This window comes from Pseudomonas sp. AK181 (genome assembly GCF_051122975.1).
Lineage (GTDB): Bacteria > Pseudomonadota > Gammaproteobacteria > Pseudomonadales > Pseudomonadaceae > Aquipseudomonas > Aquipseudomonas lactis.
Genome location: NZ_CP146348.1, coordinates 796874 through 821428, shown reverse-complemented (window position 1 = coordinate 821428; position 24555 = coordinate 796874). Strand labels below are relative to the sequence as shown.

The following is a 24555-nucleotide window of genomic DNA, read 5'->3' as shown; positions in this document are numbered from 1 at the left end:
ACAGCCTGTAGTAGCTACAGTGTCAAGCAATGAGTTTGAAATTTCGACTGGGCCGAGGGCGCCGCTCGAGTCTACGTCCCTCAGTGCGAGCGCCTGATAGCTGCATGCTGCGATGCATCAGCCAGGTTGGTCAGCACCTCAAATGCCCACTCAGCTTTCACCCTGGGAGTCATGCATATCGAGCAAGTCGTCAATCGCGTTGTGAAGCCTACGAGTAAACGTTTGGAGAAATCCGCCATGATGGTTTTCGACGCCATTGGCATGTGTCGGCTGTAGACCTCTCTAAGCGCTCATTACCATCGGTAGCCGACAGGGTTAAGGGTAGAAATATCCAGAAAGCTCCTCGACACAGTCGCACCAGCATGTCCTCCTCAACAACCCTACTACAAGCTTTTCGGCATTAATTAGGAGATGCCCACTGGAAATCCGGTGACACCTGCTAACCGAGAATAAAACCCCGCCATGTCTGGCGGGGTCTCATCAATCACCCTTCTTGTGCTTATGCACGTCCAGGTCGGGATGCTTAGGCTTGTTCTCGGGGGTTACACGGCGACGCTGGTCTGTCTTGCCGGTTGATTCGGCAATTGGCTTGGGCCCAGGTTTGATGGCCATAGAACTTGCTCCTTCAGTTGATAGGTATATGCCCTGGCAAACGTCTGCCGTGTAAGCGTTCGCTCAGTACGGTCACGAGATTGAGGGCCCCAAACACTATAGCTTGATATTTTTATGCCAGCAGTGGCGCACCACTTTAGTAAGCGTCTGCCGAACACATCTTGCACCAGCCCGTTTGGTGTAGACGGACGCTCGAAAGACCCTGTCGAGACTATCGCGCTATTCGGTTTCAATGGCAGCTTGCTCCCCTATGCTCTTGACTCGTCTAGGAGCAGCAACCAGAGCGAGCCCCAGCAGCGGGTTCGAACAGTGACTCAATAATCGTACAGTCTGGAGTGTTCGAGCCTAGGCATCTTGACTCACACGTGCCTGCCATTGAGAGCAGCTCTATCCGGATCTGCAGGAGCTTAGCTACCTTAGATTCCACTTCTGCCAAGTGCTTCTTGACCACCGACAACGCATCAGCACACGGACGATCAGCATCTGCCGCGAGCGCAATGAGTTCGCGGATATCGTCGAGTGGAAAGCCCAGTTCACGATTCTGCCTGATGAAGATGAGTCGTGACCGATGCTTTTCGGTATAGATTCGATGCCGCCCTGTCGACCGTAGGGCCGGAGGGAGAAGGCCTATTTTCTCGTAGTAGCGAATCGTTTCAATGTGGCAACCCGTTGATTTCGACAGCGCTCCGATTCCTGACATCCAAACTCCCCAAGCATTTTCTTGAACCTGTAGTAGCTACAGATATTAACCTGCTCAATCGAAAAATGATTTCACGCGTTTTAAGGGCATTCCGTGGACAGAGAACAGCTAGAGAAGAACCAGATTCCCGTTTACTTCGTCGCGGTCATTGTCGCGGCTATCGGGGGCCTGCTCGCACCTGATGCCTCTCAAGCGTTAGGTGCGTTGGTGACACCAGCCATCGCTGTGCTGATGTACGCCATGTTTCTGCAGATCCCATTCTTGGATCTTCGCAAAGGGCTTGCAAACAAGCGTTTCATGACCGCGCTGCTGACCGCCAATTTCGTCGCCATCCCCCTGTTGGTTTGGGCGTTGACGATGGGCCTAGCCGACCACCCGGCGATTTTGGTGGGCGCACTATTGGTCTTGCTGACGCCTTGTATCGATTATGTTGTTGTGTTTACCCATATCGGTAAGGGCGACTCCAAACTGACTCTGGCGGCAACACCATTACTACTCGTGCTTCAGCTTGTGCTACTACCCCTCTATCTAGCCTTCATGGTGAGTGATGACTCGGCGGTGGTTATATCGGTCGGCCCATTTGTTGAGGCCTTCGTAGTGCTGATCGCTTTACCCTTGGTCTTGGCAGTAGCAACAGCTGCCGGGGCAAAGGGGTCACGCATCGTTGAGGGCTGGAACAATGTATGGGCTTGGATGCCTGTGCCAGCTATGGCGGCTGTATTGGTCGTAGTGATCGGCTCTCAGATTTCAACGGTGGTCAGAGACATGGACAAGCTGCTGCCTGTTATTCCCGTCTACATTGGTTTCATGCTCTTGGCACCCGTGGTGGGTGCGCTGGTGGCTCGGGCGTTTAAGTTACCGGCTAGCACGGCAAGATCTGTCGCTTTCAGCAGTTCGACACGAAACTCATTGGTAGTTCTACCATTGGCATTGGCCTTGCCCGAGGAAATCAGAGGGCTCGCTGCGGCAGCAGTGATTACTCAAACGCTGATTGAGTTGGTCAGCGAACTAATTTACATCCGAGCAATTCCTGCTTTGGTGTGGCGCAAAATGTAGATGCCAGGGAAGACATAAGCACAAAACACCCTGCGCGATTAAACAGGTGCCCACCTGTGCGGCAGCAGCTTGTTAATCTCACTCGCGCGCCGCGTCGGCAGGCGCGTGAGAACATCCTTTAGATAGGCGTACGGATCATGGCCATTCAGCCGCGCTGACTGGATCAAGCTCATGATCGCCGCAGCCCGTTTTCCGCTGCGTAGCGACCCGGCGAAGAGCCAGTTCTTGCGCCCAAGAGCCCATGGCCGGATCTGGTTGTCGGGTAGTCAGACGCGGTTGCCCGCGTCCAACCCCCTAAGAACCGTGCATGCGAGTTTCCCAGCACACGGCTCAAGCCTCTGCTAAGGCGCCATTGGGCACCCGGTTATACATCGTCGACATTGGCAAATTGCACATCTCGTGGGCAACGCAGGTGGTAAATCTCAAGATTAGCCGCAGCGTCCGTCCCGCCATGACCTAGCTTCACAATATGGCGACTGTGCCACGGTGTGTCTTTGGTCACCGGCTTGAAGCAGGCGCAGCACCTGCCGCCCTGTTGCACCCATACCCGATACAGCTTGGCTCGACCTTTAACGGAAGTGAGCATCTTCTTGCCCCAGCGGGACTCGAAGTACTCATCCCATGCAGGGTCGTGAGGGTTGGCAGCAGCCTTAATCTTGATATGTCGCACAATCGGTGTGTCTGAGGCGTCTACTAGCGTGTACTGACGCTTCCGACCATCGGCGGATTTTTCAGTACACGAGAACACCCAACGGCGCGCCCCTTGTACTTTGAAATACCGATCCTTCACCCATCGGCGTGTCTTGCGAGGGTGGCGACGTACCGCCCATCGCCAGAGCATTTCCCACACTGCGCTGTCCACCTGGTTGAAGACCTTCTTGGCGACGACATGACTGTGATAGTTCGCCCAGCCCCGTAGAACCGGGTTGAGCAAACCTATCAAGTTAGCCTGTCGTATCGTTTTGTTGGTCTTGATCAACTCTCGCAGCTTGGCAAGTAGAGCCCCGATGTTCGCCTTGGACGGCTTGATCAGGAGCTTGCCGTTGTACTTGCGCAGGTTCCATCCGAGGAAGTCGAACCCGTCCCCTATGTGCGTTATCTTGGTTTTTTCCGGAGAGAGGACAAGTCCACGCTCTGCCAGAAATTCAACCACGGCGGGCCTGACTTCATTCTCCAGCCATTCTTTCGAACAACCAGTGATGATGAAATCATCTGCATAACGCACCACGCGCATTTTTCGGGCTGTCCACTTCGCGTTGGGAAATCTCTTCGCCAGCATCGCTTCCAACCCATCCAGCGTCATGTTCGCCAACCCCGGGGATATGATGCCTCCCTGCGGGGTTCCGGCGTGGCTGGGGAATAGCTGCTTTTGGTAGACATAACCAGCCCGGAGCCATTTCTGCAAAATCGCCTTGTCCATGGGAATGTTGGCGATCAACCAGTCATGGCTGATATTGTCGAAACAGCCTTGAATGTCGCCCTCTAACACCCATTCCGCGTTTGCTTTTCGTGACAGCACACCAAAGCACTGTGCGACGGCATCCGCAGTTGAGCGTTCCGGCCTGAACCCATAAGAGTTCGGGTCGCCGGTAGTTTCCGCTATCGGTTCCAGAGCCAGCAGATGAAGCGCCTGCATGGCCCGGCATTTCATCGCGGGAATTCCAAGAGGTCTCGTTTTGCCGTTTTTCTTCGGAATAAGCACTCTCCGAAGCGGGAGCGGCGAGTAACCTCGCCGCGTCAACGACTCTATCGCGCCGAGCTTGGCCCTAGGCGTATTCCAAGTAACCTTGTCCACGCCGGGGGTATTTTTGCCTTTGTTTTCAGACACCCGTTTCACAGCAAATGCCTTGCCACTGAACGAGTGAGTCAGCAGCCATTGCAGGGCTTTCACCTTGTTATGTCTGCCATCTTGTACAGCCTTCACAATACGCGCTTGCAGCCCTCTGACACGACGTTGTACGGCGATCCAATCGATGCTGTCCCACGACGTGCCGGAAGGTGCACACGCCAATGCTGCTGCGTTCATTTGCTCTCCTTCCGTTGAAAGGGTTCTACCTACTCTCGTGTGAAGAGAGACCATGAGGACGTCTGCCCGCTTTCGCGTGAAGTGATGTTTCAACCTCTATCCAACCCATTACAGGACGGCGTTCGCTTTTTCCTCGTTCCTTCGCCCGCACCGCCATGGGCAATTTTTACAAACGGCTTTCCCTGACGGGAGCGATACGGGATTTCCACGTTCCGCTTACTGAAGTGCGTCGGGTTAGGTGCCTGCTATCGACCGGGAGGCATGTGGGTCACGAATGCGTAGTAGAAAGACGCAGTTCCCACCTCCATTACCATTTTGGTTCGAGCGTGTAAGCCATTTCCGCTCGCTTAATTTAACGATCGTTGCGCAGATTCACGTGTGTTCACCATACCAACTATCTAGCACTTGTCCGGCCATGGCTGCCAGAAGGGTACGCCTCTCACGATTGGTACCCCGCACCTTGCGGCGCCTCGTAACATTGTCGAAGGCGCTCTTGATTCAGCCTTCTAGATTCACCCGGTGACACGGGTGGTTCCCACCAAGGGGGAACAACTTCATTAAGCGACTTCGTGTCGCACCTCCGCCCAATTATTATCAATGGGAACCGCCCCGTCATCGAGGTAGCGCGACAGCGCTGCCCAGCGTTTAAGGCTGTAATCGAGCGCTCTGCTGATGGCCGAACCTTCGGGCACAAGATCACGCTGCGCGTTCATCCAGGCATGCAGCCTATCCTTCACCGGTACGGCTTTTTCTTGCCGTATTCGGCGCCGTAAATCCGGCTCCAGGTCTCTGACTTCTCTTTCGATTTCGTACAACAACTGGATATAGCGCAGGGCTTGCTCGGCGAGCGTGCTTTTATTCGTAGCGTGCAGTTCAAAGAACTTGCGCCGTGCATGGGCCATGCAGCCGATCTCGGTCACGCCGAGTTCAAAGCTGGCCTTGTAGCCGCCAAAATCGTCGCAGACCAACTTGCCATTCCAGTCCTGAAGGAAGTCGCGAGCATGCTCTCCGGCGCGACTGGGGCTGAAGTCATAAACCACCGCTGCCACATCCGAGAACTGGCTGGTAGCGTAGGACCACACATAGGAGCGGTGGGTTTTCTTTGTTCCCGGCATGAGCATCTGCACCGGTGTTTCATCTGCGTGGATGATTTGTTGCCCAAGCACTACTTCGCGCAGCGCATCGACCAGCGGCTGCAACTGAACTCCGGTCACGCCAACCCATTGAGCCAAGGTTGAACGTGGAATCGCCAAGCCCGCTCGACCTAAGATCGATTCCTGACGGTAAAGCGGCAGATGGTCAGCAAACTTGGCGATCATGACGTGTGCGAGCAGGCCCGAAGTCGGGATGCCCTTATCAATGACCTGCGGCGGAACCGGTGCCTGGATCAGCGTTTCGCAGTTATCGCAGACCCACTTGCCACGGACATGGCGTTCGACGGTGAACACGCCGGGCGTGTAGTCCAGCTTCTCGCTAACGTCCTCACCGATGCGCTTCAGGGCGCAGCCGCATGGGCGGTGAGTGTTGTCCGGTTCGTGATGGATCAACGTTCGCGGAAATTCTGCCGGCAATGCCGTGCGCTTGGGCCTTAGCTTTTCCTCGGTCGCCTCTGGTGCTATTTGCAACGCCTGAAGCTCGGCCTCAATCGCCGCGATATCAGTATCGATCAGGTCATCTAGCAGGCTGGCCTGTTCAGGATTCATCTGCTCGCTGCGCTTGGCAAACTTCAAACGCTTGAGCTGGGCGATCTCGTGGGTCTGTTTCTCAATGACTGTTTGATCACGGTTGATTTTCTTGCCCATAGTGTCGACTTGCGAGAGCAACTGCGCTGCGAGGACGCGCAGTTGATTGGGAGACAGTTGGTCGAGATTGGGCGAAGAAGTCATACGCCGGACTTTGCCAGAGCGGGCGTTTCGCGACGATAGACCGATAGGCTAATGGCTGCCGTTAAAGCAGTGTGATCGAGCCTCCAGAACCTGCGCGTTGCCATGGCAGCCCCAGCAACAACGTTTGAAGTTGCTCGGCATCCAGTTCCATCTCAGGACCATGGCGGATGCCAGGCCAGTGGAACTTGCCTTGGTTTAACCGGCGCGCCGCCAGCCATATTCCGAAGCCGTCATGCACCAGCACTTTCATGCGATTGGCGCGGCGGTTGGCGAACAGATAAGCGCAGTGCGGCTGCGCCGCACCGAACACCGCGATCACCTTGGCTAGCGCCGTTTCGGTGCCTGCGCGCATGGCCATCGGTTCGGTGGCGAGCCAGATGGAGTCGATGTGAATCATCGCAGAATATCTCGAAGAAAAGTCGCGCAGGCGGCAGCACTTTCAGTGGGCCAGTCCACTTTGATGATGGCGCGCGGGTGCTGTATTTCAACGCAGATATTCGATGATGCTGGATGGGAGTTCGCCCCCGCAGGTGGGTGTGCCGGAATTTTCTGCGTTTGCAGCCGAATCCATTTGTGGACGAGGTTTGCGTTGAGGCTATGGCCGAGCGCGACGCTGGCAATCGAAGCGCCTGGTTGGGCGCACTCTTGAATGATCTGGGCTTTGAAGGATTTGGAATAGGAACGGCGTGTTGGCTGCATGAAATACCCGCTTGAAAGGCTAGAATTGGTGTCCACTTAATTTAAATGCACACCATGTCTTCGCTTTGCAGAGCTGGGTAGATGACCTGGCCGGACGGTTACCCACTTTATTCTGACTCCGCAGATCATTATCACGGGTTTTTAAGACTTTACTCCGCGCAGTGGGGCTACGGTATATGGCTTTACCCAACACCTTGCAACAGGCATTTCGACGGTGATGGCGGATTGGGCAAAAGCAGCCAGTGAGGGTGTTTTTTTGGCTATGCCGGCAGCTCTCAGATTACTTGCCTGCAGTTGATGGCCAAGAAAATCGCCGTGATTCAAAGCACGTCGGGAGATGTGCCAGATTCTGGTCTCGACTCGCTGAACCAAGATGGTGATTCAGTTGAAATGACACTTGCAAGGCAGCTCATTGCTTCATAGTTTGACGGCCACCTTCGGGTGGCCATTTTTTTATAACGATCCCAATTTACCAGCGGCCAACTCGACACTTCAAAAACCATGCGTCCTGGAAAACCTATTTCCTGATGCACCTAAGAGACTGGTTTGAGAGGGTGTATTCGCTTTTGCGCGAGGACGCCCATGAACCTACCACGCCCTACTCGAACCACAGCGATACTCAGTCTGTGCCTTGCATTATTGGCAGGCATTCTGTGTTATGAGCATCATCAACTCTCCCAACTCCGCACCAGCTTGGCTGCGACTGCAGACAAAGAGTCGCTCGATGCGTTGTTGACGCGGCTTGGCAAAGTCGATGAGCGACTGGGCACGGTAGCCGGCAACCACCTGGTGACCAACGAGGACTTCCGAGCCGGGCAGCAGGCTTTATCGAATCGAATTGATGCCGCACAAGCGTATGCAAAGCAAGCGACGGAGTCAGCGCAAGAAATCTCTCAAAATGCTGCGTCTGCTGGTGAATTGCTAGTCCTCAAAGCCAGCGTCGAAACACTCGATAGCCGTCTTCAAGAACTCAGTCAGTCACGCATCAAACAAACCACTGCTGTGCCCCTCAAGCCCAAGCCTAAGCCCGTTGCCCGCCAACCAAAGCGGCCAAAACCGCCCGCTACCGCCACTGTCACACCGCAAACACCCCCTTTTACCGTTGTCGGTATCGAGTATCGCGGCGGTGAACGCTTTTTGTCCGTAGCACCGCCTGGCAGCACGCAGTTGAATCAAATTTACCTTATCCGACCTGGTGACGCTGTGGCGGGCACCGCCTGGCGACTCAACGCGCTGGACGGAAGATCCGCACGCTTTGACGTGGCCGGAACACCTCAAACCGTAACCGTCGCGCAATAGGACCTCCTTTATGCACTCCCCTACCACTTCCTCGAAAACAATGAAGCCCAGGAACATTTTGGGTTTCATTGCAGGCTTGGCCACCTTCGCGTTTGCATACGGCTGTCATGCGGCTTCGGGGCAATCAACGTCGATCTCGAACACTCAGAACAGTGAAGTTCACAACTCTTCTCAAGGAGCAAGTCAGACAGAACTCGCCCGCGAGTGGGGATTGACCCCCCAAGAATGGTCCCGTTTTCAAACTGTGATGGAGGGTCCTCGCGGAATCTATTCGCCAGGCCTGGATCCTCTGACAGCACTTGGCATCGAAGCGAAGTCGGAGGAGGAGCGGCGACGCTATGCAGAGCTGCAGGTGCGAGCCGAGCGACAGCGTATCGATAAGGAACTGGCGTACCAAAGGGCCTATGACCAAGCCTTCGCACGTCTTTACCCCAATGAAAAAGTCATCCAACTATCGTCCAACCCTGCATCTGCTCCTGGCTCGGGAGCGTTAACTGCTGTGAAAGGCACTGGACGACTAGCCGTTTTTGTTCAAGACAGTTGCAACGCATGTATTGACCGCGTCAAAGACTTACAAAACCAGAAACAGTCCTTTGATCTGTACTTCGTTGGTAGTCAAGGTGATGACGAAATAATTCGCCGCTGGGCCATCTTGGCTGGAGTCGAACCGGCCAGCGTGAGAAGCCGACAGATCACATTGAATCACGATGCCGGTCGATGGCTTGGCCTTGGACTCGGCGGTGAGCTGCCGGCCGTGGTACGCGAGGTGAATGGACAATGGCAGCGTCTGTAATTCGCGCGGCTTTAACGGGGGGGCTACTGCTCACCGCGGCATTTGCTAACGGTGCCGAGGTTCCGCCACCGGCCTATCAGTTGATTGCCCTGCCTGCCGGCGTTCCGTCCGAGGTGCTGTACTCCGTTGCACTGCAAGAGAGTGGCACCCGACTTCGCGGCCAGATCGTCCCCTGGCCCTGGACGTTGAATGTCGCCGGCGCCGGATATCGCTTTGCGACACGCAGCGATGCTTGCAGAGCGTTGATGATCGCCCTTCAGACCGCAGGCCCAAATAGAGTCGACGTCGGGCTTGGACAAACCAACATCGGTGCCAACGGCCACCGTTATAGCTATCCCTGCGAAGGGCTGGATCCGTACAAAAACCTCTCGGTTACGGCCCAGATCCTGGCTGAGCAAAAAGCCAAAGGAGGCGACTGGATCACCGCTGCTGGTCGGTACCACCGCCCTGCCGGAGGCGAACCCGCTGCCCGATACCGACGAGCTTTTGCCAAACACCTCAGCCGGGTCACCGGTATCAACCTGATGGCGAATAATCCATGAATAGATTGCTGCATCTGCCTGTTTTGCTGTCTTTGGCCTCCCCCATGGCAGTGCATGCCACCTCGCTGATTGTTGTTGAAGACCGAGGGGGTGTTTCCGCTCTGCCCTACTACCAGTACTTGGCTCCAGAACCTACTGAGCAGTCAGCACAGTCAGAGAATATTGGTGTGCGTGGGCAAGGCTCGTTTCCAGTGCGCTCTGACCAACTGACACCCGGGCAGGTACAGGGCCGGGTAATCAATGCACCTGGCCTGCAACCATTGTTTCTTGTAGGCGACGATGAAAGCTCCAGAAAGTGGTTATCACAGCGCCGCGATCAGTTACAGCAACTGCAGGCAGTGGGCCTTGTGGTTAACGTGGCCAGCGCCGAGCGGTTTGCCGAAATCCAACGATGGGCAGGAAATCTACAGTTGGTCCCGGCTCCATCAAATGATCTGGCACAGCGCTTGGGAGTCCAGCATTACCCGCTGTTGATCACTGCCACAACGATCCAGCAGTAACCAGGGTATGGCCTCTCTTACGCACATCACCTTGGTCATCAAGCAACCAGATGACCCACGAGCAGGCCAACTGCTTTTTGAACAGGTCACCTATGTCGCCAAGCTCTATGGCGGCACCGTCATCGCCCGCGTACCTGGTGACGAGGTGGAGCTATGTCAGCGGCTAAAAGAACGACTGCCCGAGGCAGTTGAGCAAGCGAGGCAAGAGTTGGCCAATTCATCATCACGCATGAAAGGAGGATCCCGGCCCCATGAAGCTGACCAAGAAGCAACGCTGCGAGCTTCACGCTAAATTCGCGGGCCATTGCGCATACTGCGGTGTGCTGTTGGGTGACCGGTGGCATGCGGACCACATGGAAGCAGTATGGCGAGAACCAGAGAGGGTGGACGGCAAGTACTCCGGTGCCATCATTTTGGGGCGGCCAGAGAACCACGCCATCAGCAACATGATGCCCGCGTGCGTGCCGTGTAATTTGAGCAAGGCAGCGATGCCACTAGAAGTCTGGCGAGAGCGCATTGCTGGACACGTCAACTCCCTTAACAGCTACCACCCCATATACCGCCTGGCCAAGTCCTATGGGCTGATCGCTGAGACAGGCAAGCCAGTCGTTTTCCATTTCGAAACAGTGGGGCCATTGTCCCCTTTCACTCATAGGAAGTGATCCATGACCACCTCCTACACCATTGAGTCGTTACTACGCCCTGCTGTTGAGCTGTACACAGTTTGCGTATGTGCCGCTGCGGCGTTGCTCTGTATTTTCGCGCCCTGGGCGGTTGCTCTGACGCCTTTATTCGGCATGGTTGCCGGTACAGGCTTTCTGGGTCTAGGGTTCGTCCGCCTCAAACAAGCGTTGGTAGTGCTGCGTTACCGGCGCAATATTCGGCGCCTACCCCACTACACCATGACCAGCAAAGACATGCCGGTCAGCAATGAGCGGCTATTCATCGGTAAAGGCTTTCGCTGGACCCAAAAACATACTCAGCGGTTGATGGAGACTTACCTCCCAAAGTACGCCGAGTATGTCGAGCCCACGTCTATCTATACCTTTGCTCGCAGAATTGAGGAGCGTCTGGAGTTCGCACCCTTTCCACTCAAATTGCTGTCAAAGGCTACCTCGTGGGATGTGCCATTTAACCCGGCGCGTCCACTTCCTCCAGTCGGGGGGCTACCGCGCTTACACGGTATAGAGCCGAACGAAGCGGATGTCAGCCTGCCACTGGGTGAGCGGGTTGGACACTCCCTTGTATTGGGGACTACTCGTGTTGGAAAAACCCGCTTGGCAGAGTTGTTTATCACCCAAGACATCAGGCGTACCCGCCGTAGCCCCCGGCGCCGCGTTCATATGGGGCGCCGCGTGCAACCCGTTCATCGAAGCCAGCGCAATGTAGAAATGGACCTGGACCGCGAAGTGGTGATTGTCTTCGATCCTAAAGGCGACGCAGACCTCCTGAAGCGCATGTACATCGAATGCAAGCGCGCAAACCGACTGGAGGAATTCTACGTGTTCCACCTAGGCTGGCCCGATCACTCCGCTCGCTACAACGCCGTCGGCCGGTTTGGTCGGATCTCGGAGGTTGCCACCCGCATTGCCGGCCAACTTTCGGGGGAAGGCAATTCCGCGGCATTCCGGGAATTCGCCTGGCGTTTCGTCAACATCATCGCGCGCGCCCTCGTGGCACTGGGACGTCGGCCGGACTATGAACAGATCCTCAAGCATGTGACAAACATTGACGCGCTGTTTATTGAGTATGCGCAGAAGCACTTTGCTGAAAATGATCCCAAAGCCTGGCAAACCATCGTTGAGCTGGAAGGAAAGATCGATCGTAAGAACCTCAGTTTCGCCATGAAGGATCGACCGCTACGCGTGGTGGCCCTGGACATGTACCTCACTCAGCAACGCATCTCCGACCCAGTGATGGAGGGTCTGCGATCAGCCGTACGCTATGACAAAACCTATTTCGACAAGATCGTGGCCAGCCTTCTGCCATTGCTGGAAAAACTGACCACAGGCCGGATTGCAGAGCTGCTATCTCCCGACTACATGGATCTTGAGGACCCACGACCAATCTTTGACTGGATGCAGATCATCCGCAAACGGGCAGTGGTCTATGTCGGCCTGGACGCTTTATCTGATACAGAGGTAGCTGCAGCGGTGGGCAACTCGATGTTCAGCGACCTGGTGTCAGTTGCGGGTCACATCTATAAGTTTGGCATCGATGATGGCTTGCCCGGGGCCACCGGCGGCAAGGTAGCAATTAACGTACATGCGGACGAATTCAACGAACTGATGGGCGATGAATTCATACCGATGATCAACAAAGGCGGTGGTGCCGGCATGCAGGTCACGGCCTATACCCAAACCATGAGCGATATTGAGGCAAAAATCGGTAACCGGGCTAAAGCTGGCCAAGTCATCGGTAACTTCAACAACCTGTTCATGTTACGTGTACGTGAGACTGCAACCGCCGAGCTGCTGACCAACCAGTTGCCAAAGGTCCAGGTGTTTACCAGTACACCAGCAAGCAGTGCAAACGACGCTATTAACGGCAACACCGCTTTCACCTCTAACACTCACGATCAGATCCAAAGTGTCAGCGTACCGATGATCGAACCGGCGCATGTGGTTGCCCTACCCAAGGGGCAATGCTTTGCCCTGATAGAGGGCGGGAATTTGTGGAAGATTCGTATGCCGTTGCCGGCAAGCGATCCCGATGAAGTGATGCCCAAGGATCTTCAGGCCTTGGTTGAGGGCATGCGTAAAGGATCCGGAACCAGCAGCGACTGGTGGCAAGCACCGGGATATGACGCACTAAGTGAGTCGCTTCCTGATGACTTGGTAGACGACTTCCGCCAGATGGCCAATAACGGAAAAGCCGCATAGGCTTGAAGGAACAGAGCCATGGCCGATATCGCGGAAAAAGCCCAGCAACAGCAGGAAGGTCAAAAAAACTTCCTGGGCATGCTGTTCTCTACCCCTTTTCATTTCTTGGGGGTGATGTTCGGCTCCTTGCTCGGCGCCATCGTCGTTGAATGGCTTTGCATGTACACGTTCTGGCCGGATGCCGGCTGGAAACATGCTCAGCAGATGTTCCAACATGAACTGGGCTGGCTGTCCCAGGATCTGCTGCACAGCGTTGTCATCAAAGAACCGGGGCGTACGGCAACCTGGCTGGCACAAACGGTCTATGACTGGCTGATGGTGAAAACCGGCATGCAGGACAATATAAATGCACTGACACAGTACGCTCGCTCAACATCACCACAACAAACGGGAACCTTGAACCTTCGCTACGAACTCGGTCGGGCGATGATCAAATTCCAGGACTATGGCTTAGCCGCGTTATACACAGTCCTGACCTTCTGTGTGCGAATGGTCATTCTGACGTTGACGATTCCGCTGTTCGCACTGGCGGCGTTCACTGGCTTGGTCGATGGCCTGGTGCGGCGTGATCTACGAAAATTCGGCTCCGGCCGCGAGTCAAGTTACCTGTATCACAAAGCCCGGGGGACGATCATTCCGCTGACCATCGTGCCCTGGACGGTCTACCTGGCCATCCCCATCAGCATCAGCCCCCTTTTGATTCTGTTGCCCTGCGCCGTGCTGTTGGGTGTGTCCGTTTACATCACCGTTTCAAGCTTCAAAAAATACCTTTAGGAGCTGCCCATGCAGTGGACACAAGAACAGCAGCCCATCATCCATTCCACGGCTGACAAGCTACTGGTTCAGGCTTTTGCCGGTACCGGCAAAACCACCACACTGGTGGGCTACGCCACACAACACGCCTCGGTGAAAATGCTCTACCTCTGCTACAACAAATCCGTCGAGCTCGCTGCCAGGGGCCGCTTTCCACGCAGAAACGTGGTGTGTAAGACGGCGCATGGCCTCGCATATGCAGTCTATGGCAGTCAGTACGCCACCAAGCAGACCAATAACTTACGCCTGACGGACATCGCAAGGGCCATCAACACCCAGGACTGGGAGCTCGTGCGGGATGTCCTCAGCACGCTTAACAACTTCATGGCCAGCGCCGATGACGAGTTGGGCCGTGTGCATTTTCCCAGATTCCAGGGGCAACGAATGCTCACAAGTGCCCAGGAACGTTTCCTGAACAATGCTTTAAACGTGGCTAAAACCATCTGGAACCGGATGATCGATCTGCAGGACACAGCAATGTCGATCACCCATGACGCTTACTTGAAGCTGTATCAGCTAAGCAAGCCCGACCTGAGCGAACGATTTAACGCCATTCTGCTCGACGAAGGTCAAGACGTGAACCCAGTTATTGCCGACATAGTAAAAATACAACGGGTCCGCAAGGTGGCAGTCGGCGATCCCCACCAGCAGATCTATCGCTTCCGCGGCGCAGAAGATGCGCTCAACAGCGACTGGATGGCCGACGCCGAACGTCACTACCTGACCCAAAGCTTTCGCTTCGGCCCTGCCGTCGCGCATGTGGCCAACATCATTCTTTTTTACAAGGGTGAGACACGAAAGCTGCAGGGGTTAGGTTGCAATACCCTGGTTAAACGGGCTCTGCCTGAAGAGCTACCGCATCGCACGTTTATCCATCGTACCGTGACCGGCGTCATCGAGAACGCCCTGCAGCTGGTCGCAAGCAACCCCAAGATTTTCTGGGTCGGCGGTATCGACAGCTACTCGCTACGCGATCTGGAAGATTTATACCTATTCAGCCGCAACCGTAACCATGAGGTGCAGAACCGCAGGCTGTTGAGAGATTACCGGGACTTTTCACAGTACGTGGAAATAGCCGAGGTAAGCCAGGATACGGAGATGTTGCGATCGATCAAGATCATTACAGCCTATCCGGACCTGCCCCAGCGGATCCAAACCCTACGTTCCCGCTCTGTAGATAACGAGCTCGACGCCACCGTGACACTCACGACTGGGCACAAGGCCAAGGGGCTGGAGTGGGACTTTGTCAGCCTGTATGACGACTTTAGCGCTGATCCGCTTTCACCCGATATCGATCAAGGTCGTAAAGATGACGAGTTGAATTTGCTGTACGTGGCGGTGACGCGAGGGATGAAGATCCTAGCGTTGAACTCAATGGTGCTTTCTATCATGCAGCGCTATGTCGATGCTCGGACCTCTGCACTCCAACCTCAGAAATCACGCGCTTAGCAACAAACTATTTCAGATTGCTGGCACGCGCTTATTATTGAAACCCTGGTAGCTCTGCACATTGAGGACGTCGCCATGGGCCGTCAGAAATTTGAATACCACACTGAGTTCTCTCCCTTTCAGTACGTTGTCAGAACCAAAAAGCTCTTCATGTTCAAGTCCGAAGAGCCCACCACTGAACCCGACACCCAGGGTTTTCTGGAAGATTCTGAACGTCAAAACCGCCTTGCTCAATTAGGCAGCGAAGGCTGGGAGCTGGTCAGCGTGCAGCCCGTGGTCAAAGGAGAAGTCAAGGTTGGCAATCAAAACGCCCAAGGCTGGGCTTACGGATTCGCCTTGCCCATCGGGTATCTGCTGTTCTTCAAACGCCCTATCCACTGTGATTGATGGTGTCAGTACCGTCAGAAGAAATCCTTACAGTCCTGAATATGGTTTTCTTGCGGCGACCATAGCTTGATCACGGCAAGCTGACGGCATCAGGAATGACTAGAGCCCAGCCGTGATCCAGTACCCGCGTCTCACTGCACTCACTTGCCGACTTGCCTTGCCAGGCCTCATCGCACTTTTTGGATGCGGCCTGCCTGTCTCTCATGCGACCGCTGCTTCAGCCTCCGAACAGGCCAACCTGGACGTGATGATCCGCCAGTTGAATGCCTTAGAGGACACCGCACGTCGTAGCGCTCAAGTGGCCGACGAACCTGGCAAGCGTTACTTCTTCGATTACCAGCGTCTAGCAGGTGATATCGCTCGAATTCGTCATGGGTTGGAGGGCTATCTAACCCCAACCCGAGCCCAGCCTCGTGATCCTGTTGAGCTGTCAGGCCAATACACGACCGAAGGACGCAAGCCATGAGCATGAGCGGCGCTCAGGCTGCTGCGTTTCAAGCGGCAGGAGGATTTCCTGCCTCGACGAGCTACCTGTTTTTCGTCGGCGTCGCTGTAGCCATCATCTTTATGTGGGGCGCCTGGGCTATCTGGAGCTGCTACCGAGGATGGGCCACTGGCAACCTTGATCGAACGATTGCCTCGACCTCGCTCGTCCGCATCCTACTGCTTTGCATGATCCTCACCACATTTGTTCTTAGTTGACCCTATGGGAGATACACCATGACTTCATTCTTAAAACCGGGCCGCATGCTGATCGGGTTGCTTGCTCTCCCCCAACTGGCCATGGCGGCTCTTCCGCAGTCTCAGCCTCCTACCCGGGGGGAAGGCTCTAACCTGATGCAAACCATGCAGAACTACGCCTTTGACGGTTTTACTTTGCTTGGCCTCATCATCTGCGCAGTCATTTTCAGTGGCGTTGCTTGGCATGCCTTCGGCACCTACCACGAAATTCAACTTGGCAAGAAAAAATGGGGAGATCTGGGGGCGACAGCCGCCGTTGGCGTCGCCATCCTCGGTGTCGCCATTTTTCTGGTCACCAAGGCTTCAAATATTCTTTAAAAGAGCCGTGGCCATGACAGAACTCTCAGACGATGGGACCCTGATTTTCCTCCCTGTGCGATTGAACAATCAGCCAGTCATCATGGGCGGCCTTACCGCTGACGAAATGTGGGCCACCTTGGCGTTGAGCACCGGCGCAGGGCTGGTTATCGGTATTCCGGCCGCGATATTGACCCAGATTTGGGCACTTATCATCGGCGCCGCCATGCTCTGTGCTGTCCTAGGGCTGTTTCTTGCCAGTCGTTTCTTGCGTCGGTGGAAACGCGGCCGACCTGATACATGGCTATACCGCCAGATGCAATTGAACATCGCGCGGTTCTTTCCTACCTGGAATAAAGCCCTGCTGATTACTCGTACAGGTGCGTGGACCTGTCATCGAACGGAGGTTCAATGACTTACCGTAAAAAAGTAGACGCCCAACTGGCCCACATTAACAGCCTGCGCATGGTCATTGGTTTTCTCATTGCCCTGGGTCTGTACATGGCTTATGGCTGGCAGAGCGCACCGCGTGACCTAACTGTTCATGTACCTCCAGATCTACGTTCAGGTAGCACCCGTAAGTGGTGGGATATTCCACCGGAGTCGGTATACGCCTTCGGTCTGTACATTTTTCAGCAGATGAACCGTTGGCCCGTTGACGGTGAAACCGACTACGAGGACAACATTACCCGCTTGGAAAGCTACCTGACTCCCAGCTGCAAAGCCTACTTGCAGAAAGATTTCGAGCTACGCCGCAATAGCGGGGAACTGCGCAAACGTGAGCGGGGTGTATTTGAAATTCCAGGCAGAGGCATCGACGATAAGTCTGAGCAACATATTGAACAGCACAGCATCAATGACTGGACCGTCAACCTGGACATCACCGCTGACGAGCACTACGGCGGGGAGCGCGTAAAGCGGGCATTTGCTCGCTATCCGTTAAGAATTATCCGATTCGACGTCGATCCCGAAAAAAACCCATTCGGCTTGGCCTGGGACTGTTATAGCAGTAATCCACAACGCATCGAAGTCTCCGCAGAAACGACCAGAGCAGGAGGCAAATGATGACACGCCGCCTACTGATCATCGGGCTCGTAGCCCTTCACTTCTGCGGGTTGGCCAACGCCGTCGAAATCCTGCGCTGGGATCGTATCCCTATAGCACTGCCCTTGATCGTGGGTCAGGAGCGTATTGTCTTTGTGGACCAAAACGTACGGGTGGGTCTGCCTCGTAACCTCGTCGACAAACTGCGCGTGCAGAGCACCGGTGGTGCCCTCTACCTGTTGGCGAAAGAGCCGATTGAACCGACTCGCTTACAGCTGCAGAACATGAACTCCGGTGAGATCATGCTCGTGGATATCATCGCAACGGTAGGGAAACCAAATCAGGTCGCATCCGAGCCGGCTAAAATTGTAGCCGGGGACAGTCCCGCCCCGCGTTACGGCCAAGTCAACGCCAAACCTACAAGCAACCATTCAACTTCTTCCACGGCCCAAGCCAGCGCTCAAGCCGAGGAGGATGAGGACGCGCCGAAACCGCGTCGTGAGACCCCTCTTCCGGTGGTCATGACGCGCTATGCCGCACAGATGCTTTACGCGCCCCTACGCACCGTTGAGCCCGTGGAGGGGATTGCTCAGATCAATCTGAAGCGCGGTTTGGACCTCACCACCCTAATGCCGATATTGCCGGTCGAAGCCTCTGCGTTGGGGTCGTGGCGGTTAGACGAGTATTGGGTCACGGCGGTGAAGCTACGTAACACAAGCGCCCAAAACCTCACATTGGATCCGCGTGACCTGATGGGTGACTTTGTCACCGCGACTTTTCAGCATCCCTACCTTGGCGCCAAAGGTGATTCCAGCGACACCTCGACGGTCTACTTGGTGACCCGTGGTCATGGTCTAGCCGAATCGTTATTGCCGGCCGCCATCAGCCAGATCGATCCGAAGGGAGGCCGTCGTGAAGAGTAATCCACTTGTTAAATACCTGGTCATACCGTTCGCGATCCTGGCGATATACGTAGTGGTCAAATTATTCAATCGCGAAAGTGCCGACCAACAGGTTCATGCGCCGGAAACGGTTGTACTTAGTACGAAGGAGGCTAAAAAGCTTGGGGTTGACGGAGATACACCCAGCGACACATTGCGCACCATTGTCGTGGAAAGCAGACAACTCAAGGACCAAGTCTCCAATGCTTTGAAGAACAATGACGAACTAAAGCAACAGAACATCGAGCTGCAAAAACGCCTGCAGAACATCGACCTCAACGTCGATAACAAACTGCAGAACGTTCAGCAAACGATGAAGCAGGAGGCGCAACAACAGAGCCAAACCCTCTTGGACACACTGCAGCAGCAGTACAATACCCTGAGCAGCAAATCGGGCAGTGGCAATGAGTCTGGATCTGATTTGCCGATCGGCTTCGGCGTTCAGCCAGGTGACGGTCAAGGCTTCAAAGGCGGACCTGGCGCGGACGTTGTTTGGATAGAGCCGCAGGACGCAACGCCGGTCGATGTCAACGGCAAGCCCATCGCTGCAGGGACAAATCAAACGGCAAGCGGCTTCAACTTCCCGACCTCTTTTGGCGAGTCCGTGGACCGAGGACAAAATGCACTGCGCACGGGCGCTCAAAGTGTTGCGAATGAAATCTCGCCACAGGAGGCCCGCAAACAGGTGCGCAAGGTCTACACCTTGCCGCAGAACTCGACATTGATGGGTTCGGTGGCCATGTCCGCGCTGATCGGCCGGGTGCCCATTGACGGCACTGTCAACGACCCCTACCCGTTCAAGGTATTGATCGGGCCGGACAATCTCACGGCCAACGGCATCGACTTGCCCGACGTCGCCGGCGCGGTGGCCAGCGGAACGGCTTCCGGCGATTGGACCCTGTCTTGCGTACGCGGTCAGATCAAAAGCCTGACGTTCGTCTTCAATGACGGCACTGTGCGCACGCTGCCACAACCTCAGGAAGAAACGAATAGCAGTCAAAATAGTAACAATCAGAACAATGGCAACCAAACCACCATTCAGGGTGGCCTGGGCTGGATAAGCGATGCCTATGGCATTCCTTGTATCAGTGGCGACCGCAAAAGCAACGCCTCGCAATACATTGGCTCGCAGGTACTGATTACCGCCGCCGGCGCAGGTGCTGCCTCCCTCATCAAGTCAGATGGAAACAGCGGCTCTTTTATAAACCCTCAGTCCGGGACCATCGGTTCTGTCGGCGGCTCGGGCAGTGAAGCCATGGGCAAAATTATTGGCCAGGGCGTCAATGACGTCTCCAGCTGGGTCAACAAACTCTACGGGCAAGCCTTCGCAGCGGTGTATGTACAACCCGGGGCAAAGATAGCTGTGCACCTGGACCAGCAACTGACCATCGATTACGAACTCAATGGCCGCAAGGTCAACTATCGCTCAGGAGCCCGTCATGTTTCGACTGCGCTTGACTAATCATGGCTTAAAACTAGGTGCATACCTGGCCATCGCCCTACTCGCCTCGGCCTGTTCCACCAACAAAGACGAATTGCTCCCCCATGGGGACCGCACAATGATGGACGTTTGGGATCAAGGCTCCAGCGGCTCAAGCAGCTCGAGCAGCCGCCAATTGCTCGATGCACGCCAAGATCTTCGTCGGCCTCTGGAGACGAGGGAAACAGACAACACCATGTTCACACGTACCGCACAAAACGAGATCTACAGCCAATTTAAACGCCTACCCAATCCCGACCTGGTGATGTACGTCTTTCCTCATTTAGCGGGTTCAGACCCGGCACCGATCCCAGGCTACACCACGGTGTTTCCGCTGTATCAGCGGGTGCAATACGCCATGCCTGGCGAACGCACGGAGGCATATTGATGGGTTTTTTTGAACGATTCAAAACGCGACGGGCGACAGAGCGTGTGGAACCTGGCGTAACACCAGGTTCGCCGTTATCTGACGATGTGCAGGGACCAGCAACCGAGACGTTTGAGGCTGCTACAGAGCGTTACTACGAACGCCTTGCTGCCATGGGTATTCCCTCGCCGAGCGATTGGCGTAACCCAAAGAAAAAGCCAGCCACAACCGCTGATGCTGACCGTCTATACCACGTCAACCCCTCCTTCGTAGACCTACTGCCGTGGGTAGATTACCTGCCTGCAGAAAAAGCCATGCTATTGGAAGACGGCGTGTCTCGTGCTGCCTTTTTTGAGCTGACACCGATTGGTACTGAAGGTCGGGATCCCGAATGGTTACGCAAGGCCCGCGACGCCCTGGAAAACGCCCTCCAGGACTCCTTCGACGAGCTTGAAACCTCACCCTGGGTGGTTCAGCTCTATGCCCAGGACGAAACCAGCTGGGACGATTACCTTCAGCAACTGCATGACTACGTTCAACCACGCGCACAAGGCAGTGCATTCACCGAGCTTTATTTGAAGCTGATGAAGCAACACCTGGAATCCATCTCCAAACCAGGCGGGCTGTTTGAAGACACCAAGGTCAGCCAACTGCCCTGGAGGGGCCAACAGCGCCGCGTCCGTGTTGTTGTCTACCGCCGTACCCAAGGCGCGCAAGCGGATGTGCGAGGCCAGGCACCAGGTCCTTACCTGAAAATCATCTGCGATCGCTTGGTGGGCGGCTTGGCGAACGCCGGCATTAAAACCCATCGCATGGATGGCCACGCCATTCGCCATTGGCTGATTCATTGGTTCAATCCACGTCCCGATCATCTTGGCCCTGCCGATGCAGATATTCGCCGCTTCTACGAATTGGTGTGCAAGCAAGCACCTGGTGCTGCAGAGGGCGAGCTGCCGCTCGCCAGCGGCACTGACTTCTCGCAAAACCTGTTTTATCGCGAACCACTGTCAGATATAGAGAAAGGTCTGTGGTATTTCGACGGCCTTCCCCATCAGGTGGTGATGCTTGACCGCTTGAGGGATGCTCCCAAGACCGGGCACTTAACCGGTGAAACCCGAAAGGGCGGTGATGCGCTCAACGCACTGTTCGACAAAATGCCAGAGGACACCATTCTCTGTATCACTCTCGTGATCACCCCGCAGGACATTCTCGAAGGGCATCTGGAACAGCTTTCACGCAAGGCAGTTGGAGACACTCAGGCCTCGATCCTGACACGCGAAGACGTCGCCACCGCCCGTCAGTTGCTCGGGCGCAAGCACAAGCTGTACAGAGGTAGCGTAGCGTTTTACCTGCGGGGTAAAGATGATGCCCAGCTGCACGAACGCAGTTTGCAACTCAGCAGCGCATTGCTGGGTGCGGGCATGGAGCCGGTGGAACCTCGGGATGAAGTGGCACCGCTGAACTCCTACCTTAGATGGCTACCCGGCAACTTCGACCCCAATGCGCGCAAAGCACTGGAGTGGTACGCACAACTGATGTTCGCCCAACACATTGCGAACCTGGCCCCCGTCTGGGGTAGGTCGACCGGAACCGGGCACCCGGGTATTACCCTGTTTAACCGTGGGGGAGCGCCGATAACCTTCGACCCGCTGAACAAGCTGGACCGGCAGATGAACGCGCATTTGTTCATTTTCGGGCCTACGGGTTCAGGTAAATCGGCCAGCGCGACAAACATCCTTAGCCAAATCATCGCCATCTATCGGCCACGTCTATTCATTGTGGAGGCTGGCAACAGCTTCGGCTTACTCGGTGATTTCGCCAAAAAGTTGGGTTTGACGGTAAACCGGGTTCGACTTGCACCTGGATCGGGTGTCAGCCTCGCGCCATTCGCTGATGCCGTGAAGCTCATCGAACCCAGCCAAAACGTGAAGATTATCCAAGCTGATGATCTTGAGGCGTCGGACGAACATCTGACTAGCCAGACCGAGGATGAACAACGCGACATCCTGGGCGAGATGGAAATTGCGGCCAGGCTGATGATCACCGGTGGTGAAGAAAAAGAGGATGCCCGTCTTACTCGTGCCGACCGTAGCGCCATCCGCCAATGCATACTGAATGCAGCGAAAAAATGCGTGACGGAGCAACGTATCGTTCTGCCGGAAGATATCCGTGAAGCGCTGCGAGAAATGGGACTCGAGCCCGGTATTCCAGACGCCCGAAGCTCACGATTCTTGGAGATGGCGGAAGCCTTGTCCATGTTCTGTATGGGCACCGAAGGCGACATGTTCAACCGTCCTGGCACCCCATGGCCAGAAGCGGACATTACCATTGTCGACCTTGCCACCTATGCGCGAGAAGGCTATAGCGCACAGATGGCCATCGCTTATATTTCCCTGCTCAACACGGTCAACAACATTGCCGAGCGTGACCAGTTTAAAGGCCGTCCGCTGATCTGCTTCACCGACGAAGGCCACATCCAGTTGAAGGTCCCACTCCTATCCCCCTACTCCGTCAAGATTACCAAAATGTGGCGAAAGCTCGGCGCCTGGTTCTGGATGGCCACCCAGAACGTTGACGACGTGCCGCCAGAGGCCTCAGCCCTGCTCAACATGATCGAGTGGTGGATGTGCTTAAACATGCCGCCTGATGAGGTGGAGAAGATCGCGCGGTTTCGTGAACTGACTCCTGCACAGAAGTCGATGATGCTGTCAGCGCGTAAAGAAAGCGGCAAATTCACCGAGGGCGTCGTGTTGTCCAAAAGCATGGAAATGTTATTCCGGGCGGTACCACCGAGTTTGTATCTGGCCCTGGCCATGACCGAGCCGGAAGAGAAAAAGCAACGCTTCGACATCATGCAAGCCAAAGGCTGCAGCGAGCTGGATGCGGCCATTGAAGTTGCTGCAACGCTTGACCGCTATCGCGGTATCGAACCTCACATCATTACTTTCCCCGAGCAAGTCACGGCCTTGGAGCGCCAAGCATGAGAGCATTGAATTCCCTGACCCAGAACCTTATAGAAAGTCTGACCCAGCTGCTTGAACAACCGGGTGAAGACGCCCTTCAAACCCTTGAGGTGTGTGCCCCCGTTTTGATAGAGCAACTGCAACAGGTTTTGGTTCGTGCGGTGGATCGTCGTGACATCGAGTCCCAACTTCACGCGGTGTTAGCCAATTGGCTGCTACAGCACCCACAACCCGAGAATGCTGAGAACGCTCTTCTTGAGGCCCTTCGTAAACAAGCGCTGCTTTCATCGAAGCCAGCAGAGGCTCGGGCATGATAGGCCTTCGCAAATATTGGTTGATGCTGGGGTGCGTTTTGGCAGGCACATCGATGGCCTGCTTAGCCCTCACTCGAAGTGAGATACCATCCCCGCACAACACAGGCCCGTGGTTGTTTGGTCCTTCCAAAGCACGCTGGACTGTGACTGAGTTCGCGGATCTGGAGTGCCCCTACTGCAAGACGTACACACCTGCGTTGAAAACCTGGATACAGCAGCAGAAGGATGTAAACCTGCAGTGGCATCATCTGCCACTGGATGTGCACGGTCCGACCGCATTACACGAAGCCAAGCTCGCTGAATGTGCGGGGGCGCTTGGTGGCGCACCTGCCTTCTGGCAAGCCATTGACCAGATTTTTGACCGGACCCGTAGCAACGGTGAGGGTTTCAATGGGCATCTGAACGTCGTTGATGTTACTTACCAGGACTTATTGTCCTGTGCAGCTACCGACAAAGTGATCGCCCGGCATGTTGGCCAACAGGTCGAGGAGGCCCTCAAAGCGGGCATTACGGCAACTCCTACTGTGATAATTAAAGACAACACGACTGGCAGCTCCGTAAAGCTTGAGGGACCAGCTGACGGGGTATTGTTATTATCAGCTCGTGATTGGCTGGCTCAAAAAAAGAGCTGCGACGCTCTGCAAAAGTCGAACGTTAAATCACTTAGCCATTGTCATTAAATGAGCTTGCATTCCATTCATACATTTTCATGCCCGGCATGTCCTACGCGTGGGCCGAAAGAGACAGCGCAAATACGGTGTTTG

27 protein-coding genes and 3 pseudogenes are annotated in these 24555 nt (G+C 55.2%); 23 read left to right on the top strand and 7 right to left on the bottom strand.

The window, feature by feature from the left end; all coding sequences use genetic code 11:
* Positions 1-480: 480 nt before the first annotated feature.
* Together V8689_RS03985 and V8689_RS03980 are read right to left on the bottom strand one after the other, a co-directional pair.
* On the bottom strand, positions 481-612 hold the full coding sequence (locus V8689_RS03985) for a hypothetical protein (RefSeq protein ID WP_024073362.1): 132 nt from the start codon (positions 610-612) through the stop codon (positions 481-483).
* A gap of 265 nt (positions 613-877) precedes the next feature.
* Positions 878-1312, bottom strand: a complete 435-nt coding sequence (locus tag V8689_RS03980) for a MerR family transcriptional regulator (RefSeq protein ID WP_024073361.1) — start codon at positions 1310-1312, stop codon at positions 878-880.
* A gap of 93 nt (positions 1313-1405) precedes the next feature.
* On the opposite strand from V8689_RS03980, the gene V8689_RS03975 reads away from it, so the two are divergent.
* The gene (locus V8689_RS03975) at positions 1406-2368 is read left to right on the top strand and encodes an arsenic resistance protein (protein ID WP_024073360.1); all 963 of its coding nucleotides are present in this window, start codon (positions 1406-1408) and stop codon (positions 2366-2368) included.
* Positions 2369-2406: 38 nt separating this feature from the next.
* On the opposite strand, the pseudogene V8689_RS03970 reads toward V8689_RS03975, so the two are convergent.
* From V8689_RS03970 to V8689_RS03950, 5 genes and pseudogenes are all read right to left on the bottom strand, one after another.
* Positions 2407-2628, bottom strand: a pseudogene (locus tag V8689_RS03970) (transposase domain-containing protein); the annotation flags it as partial.
* Positions 2629-2732: 104 nt separating this feature from the next.
* A complete protein-coding gene (gene ltrA, locus V8689_RS03965) occupies positions 2733-4394 on the bottom strand; it encodes a group II intron reverse transcriptase/maturase (protein ID WP_024073359.1) in 1662 nt (553 codons plus the stop codon).
* Between the two features lie 578 nt (positions 4395-4972).
* Positions 4973-6280, bottom strand: a pseudogene (gene tnpC, locus V8689_RS03960) (IS66 family transposase); the annotation flags it as partial.
* A gap of 61 nt (positions 6281-6341) precedes the next feature.
* A complete protein-coding gene (tnpB, locus tag V8689_RS03955; RefSeq protein ID WP_024073357.1) occupies positions 6342-6677 on the bottom strand; it encodes an IS66 family insertion sequence element accessory protein TnpB in 336 nt (111 codons plus the stop codon).
* On the bottom strand, positions 6674-6979 hold the full coding sequence (locus V8689_RS03950; RefSeq protein ID WP_093235877.1) for a transposase: 306 nt from the start codon (positions 6977-6979) through the stop codon (positions 6674-6676). The genes tnpB and V8689_RS03950 overlap by 4 nt, the downstream gene beginning before the upstream one ends.
* Positions 6980-7170: 191 nt before the next feature.
* Here V8689_RS03950 and V8689_RS03945 point away from each other — a divergent pair.
* From V8689_RS03945 to V8689_RS03840, 22 genes and pseudogenes are all read left to right on the top strand, one after another.
* A pseudogene (locus V8689_RS03945) lies at positions 7171-7402 on the top strand (DEAD/DEAH box helicase); the annotation flags it as partial.
* A 159-nt stretch (positions 7403-7561) separates the two neighbouring features.
* The gene (locus V8689_RS03940; protein WP_024073356.1) at positions 7562-8278 is read left to right on the top strand and encodes a hypothetical protein; all 717 of its coding nucleotides are present in this window, start codon (positions 7562-7564) and stop codon (positions 8276-8278) included.
* Between the two features lie 40 nt (positions 8279-8318).
* Positions 8319-9071 (top strand): TIGR03759 family integrating conjugative element protein, encoded by a 753-nt coding sequence (locus tag V8689_RS03935; protein WP_024073355.1) that lies wholly within the window; start codon positions 8319-8321, stop codon positions 9069-9071.
* A complete protein-coding gene (locus tag V8689_RS03930) occupies positions 9056-9613 on the top strand; it encodes a lytic transglycosylase (RefSeq protein ID WP_008437382.1) in 558 nt (185 codons plus the stop codon). Before V8689_RS03935 ends, V8689_RS03930 begins: the two co-directional genes overlap by 16 nt.
* Complete coding sequence (locus V8689_RS03925) at positions 9610-10113, top strand: integrating conjugative element protein (RefSeq protein ID WP_008437383.1); 504 nt, start codon at positions 9610-9612, stop codon at positions 10111-10113. The genes V8689_RS03930 and V8689_RS03925 overlap by 4 nt, the downstream gene beginning before the upstream one ends.
* Before the next feature lie 7 nt (positions 10114-10120).
* A complete protein-coding gene (locus tag V8689_RS03920; protein WP_024073354.1) occupies positions 10121-10405 on the top strand; it encodes a hypothetical protein in 285 nt (94 codons plus the stop codon).
* Entirely contained in the window at positions 10365-10775 is a 411-nt protein-coding gene (locus V8689_RS03915) for a hypothetical protein (protein WP_008437384.1), read from the top strand. The genes V8689_RS03920 and V8689_RS03915 overlap by 41 nt, the downstream gene beginning before the upstream one ends.
* Positions 10776-10778: 3 nt before the next feature.
* Positions 10779-12995 carry a type IV conjugative transfer system coupling protein TraD gene (traD, locus tag V8689_RS03910; protein WP_024073353.1) on the top strand — a complete coding sequence of 739 codons (2217 nt, stop codon included), beginning with the start codon at positions 10779-10781 and terminating at the stop codon, positions 12993-12995.
* An 18-nt stretch (positions 12996-13013) separates the two neighbouring features.
* A complete protein-coding gene (locus tag V8689_RS03905; protein WP_008437388.1) occupies positions 13014-13769 on the top strand; it encodes a TIGR03747 family integrating conjugative element membrane protein in 756 nt (251 codons plus the stop codon).
* Positions 13770-13778: 9 nt separating this feature from the next.
* Positions 13779-15257, top strand: coding sequence for a UvrD-helicase domain-containing protein (locus V8689_RS03900; protein WP_008437391.1), 1479 nt, complete (start codon positions 13779-13781; stop codon positions 15255-15257).
* A gap of 75 nt (positions 15258-15332) precedes the next feature.
* Positions 15333-15644 carry a hypothetical protein gene (locus tag V8689_RS03895; protein ID WP_008437393.1) on the top strand — a complete coding sequence of 104 codons (312 nt, stop codon included), beginning with the start codon at positions 15333-15335 and terminating at the stop codon, positions 15642-15644.
* Between the two features lie 157 nt (positions 15645-15801).
* A complete protein-coding gene (locus V8689_RS03890) occupies positions 15802-16110 on the top strand; it encodes an RAQPRD family integrative conjugative element protein (protein WP_178110642.1) in 309 nt (102 codons plus the stop codon).
* Positions 16107-16346 carry a TIGR03758 family integrating conjugative element protein gene (locus V8689_RS03885; protein ID WP_008437400.1) on the top strand — a complete coding sequence of 80 codons (240 nt, stop codon included), beginning with the start codon at positions 16107-16109 and terminating at the stop codon, positions 16344-16346. The genes V8689_RS03890 and V8689_RS03885 overlap by 4 nt, the downstream gene beginning before the upstream one ends.
* An 18-nt stretch (positions 16347-16364) precedes the next feature.
* On the top strand, positions 16365-16703 hold the full coding sequence (locus V8689_RS03880; RefSeq protein WP_008437401.1) for a TIGR03745 family integrating conjugative element membrane protein: 339 nt from the start codon (positions 16365-16367) through the stop codon (positions 16701-16703).
* Positions 16704-16716: 13 nt separating this feature from the next.
* Positions 16717-17097 (top strand): TIGR03750 family conjugal transfer protein, encoded by a 381-nt coding sequence (locus V8689_RS03875; protein WP_008437403.1) that lies wholly within the window; start codon positions 16717-16719, stop codon positions 17095-17097.
* Entirely contained in the window at positions 17094-17747 is a 654-nt protein-coding gene (locus V8689_RS03870; RefSeq protein ID WP_020302977.1) for a PFL_4703 family integrating conjugative element protein, read from the top strand. The genes V8689_RS03875 and V8689_RS03870 overlap by 4 nt, the downstream gene beginning before the upstream one ends.
* Positions 17747-18649, top strand: a complete 903-nt coding sequence (locus V8689_RS03865) for a TIGR03749 family integrating conjugative element protein (protein ID WP_008437410.1) — start codon at positions 17747-17749, stop codon at positions 18647-18649. The genes V8689_RS03870 and V8689_RS03865 overlap by 1 nt, the downstream gene beginning before the upstream one ends.
* Positions 18639-20129 (top strand): TIGR03752 family integrating conjugative element protein, encoded by a 1491-nt coding sequence (locus V8689_RS03860; protein ID WP_024073352.1) that lies wholly within the window; start codon positions 18639-18641, stop codon positions 20127-20129. Before V8689_RS03865 ends, V8689_RS03860 begins: the two co-directional genes overlap by 11 nt.
* Positions 20107-20535: a TIGR03751 family conjugal transfer lipoprotein gene (locus V8689_RS03855; protein ID WP_008437412.1), complete on the top strand. Its 429-nt coding sequence runs from the start codon at positions 20107-20109 to the stop codon at positions 20533-20535. Before V8689_RS03860 ends, V8689_RS03855 begins: the two co-directional genes overlap by 23 nt.
* Entirely contained in the window at positions 20535-23498 is a 2964-nt protein-coding gene (locus V8689_RS03850) for a conjugative transfer ATPase (RefSeq protein WP_024073351.1), read from the top strand. The genes V8689_RS03855 and V8689_RS03850 overlap by 1 nt, the downstream gene beginning before the upstream one ends.
* A complete protein-coding gene (locus tag V8689_RS03845) occupies positions 23495-23791 on the top strand; it encodes a hypothetical protein (protein WP_008437414.1) in 297 nt (98 codons plus the stop codon). The genes V8689_RS03850 and V8689_RS03845 overlap by 4 nt, the downstream gene beginning before the upstream one ends.
* Positions 23788-24471, top strand: a complete 684-nt coding sequence (locus tag V8689_RS03840) for a DsbA family protein (RefSeq protein ID WP_008437415.1) — start codon at positions 23788-23790, stop codon at positions 24469-24471. Before V8689_RS03845 ends, V8689_RS03840 begins: the two co-directional genes overlap by 4 nt.
* Positions 24472-24555: the final 84 nt, after the last annotated feature.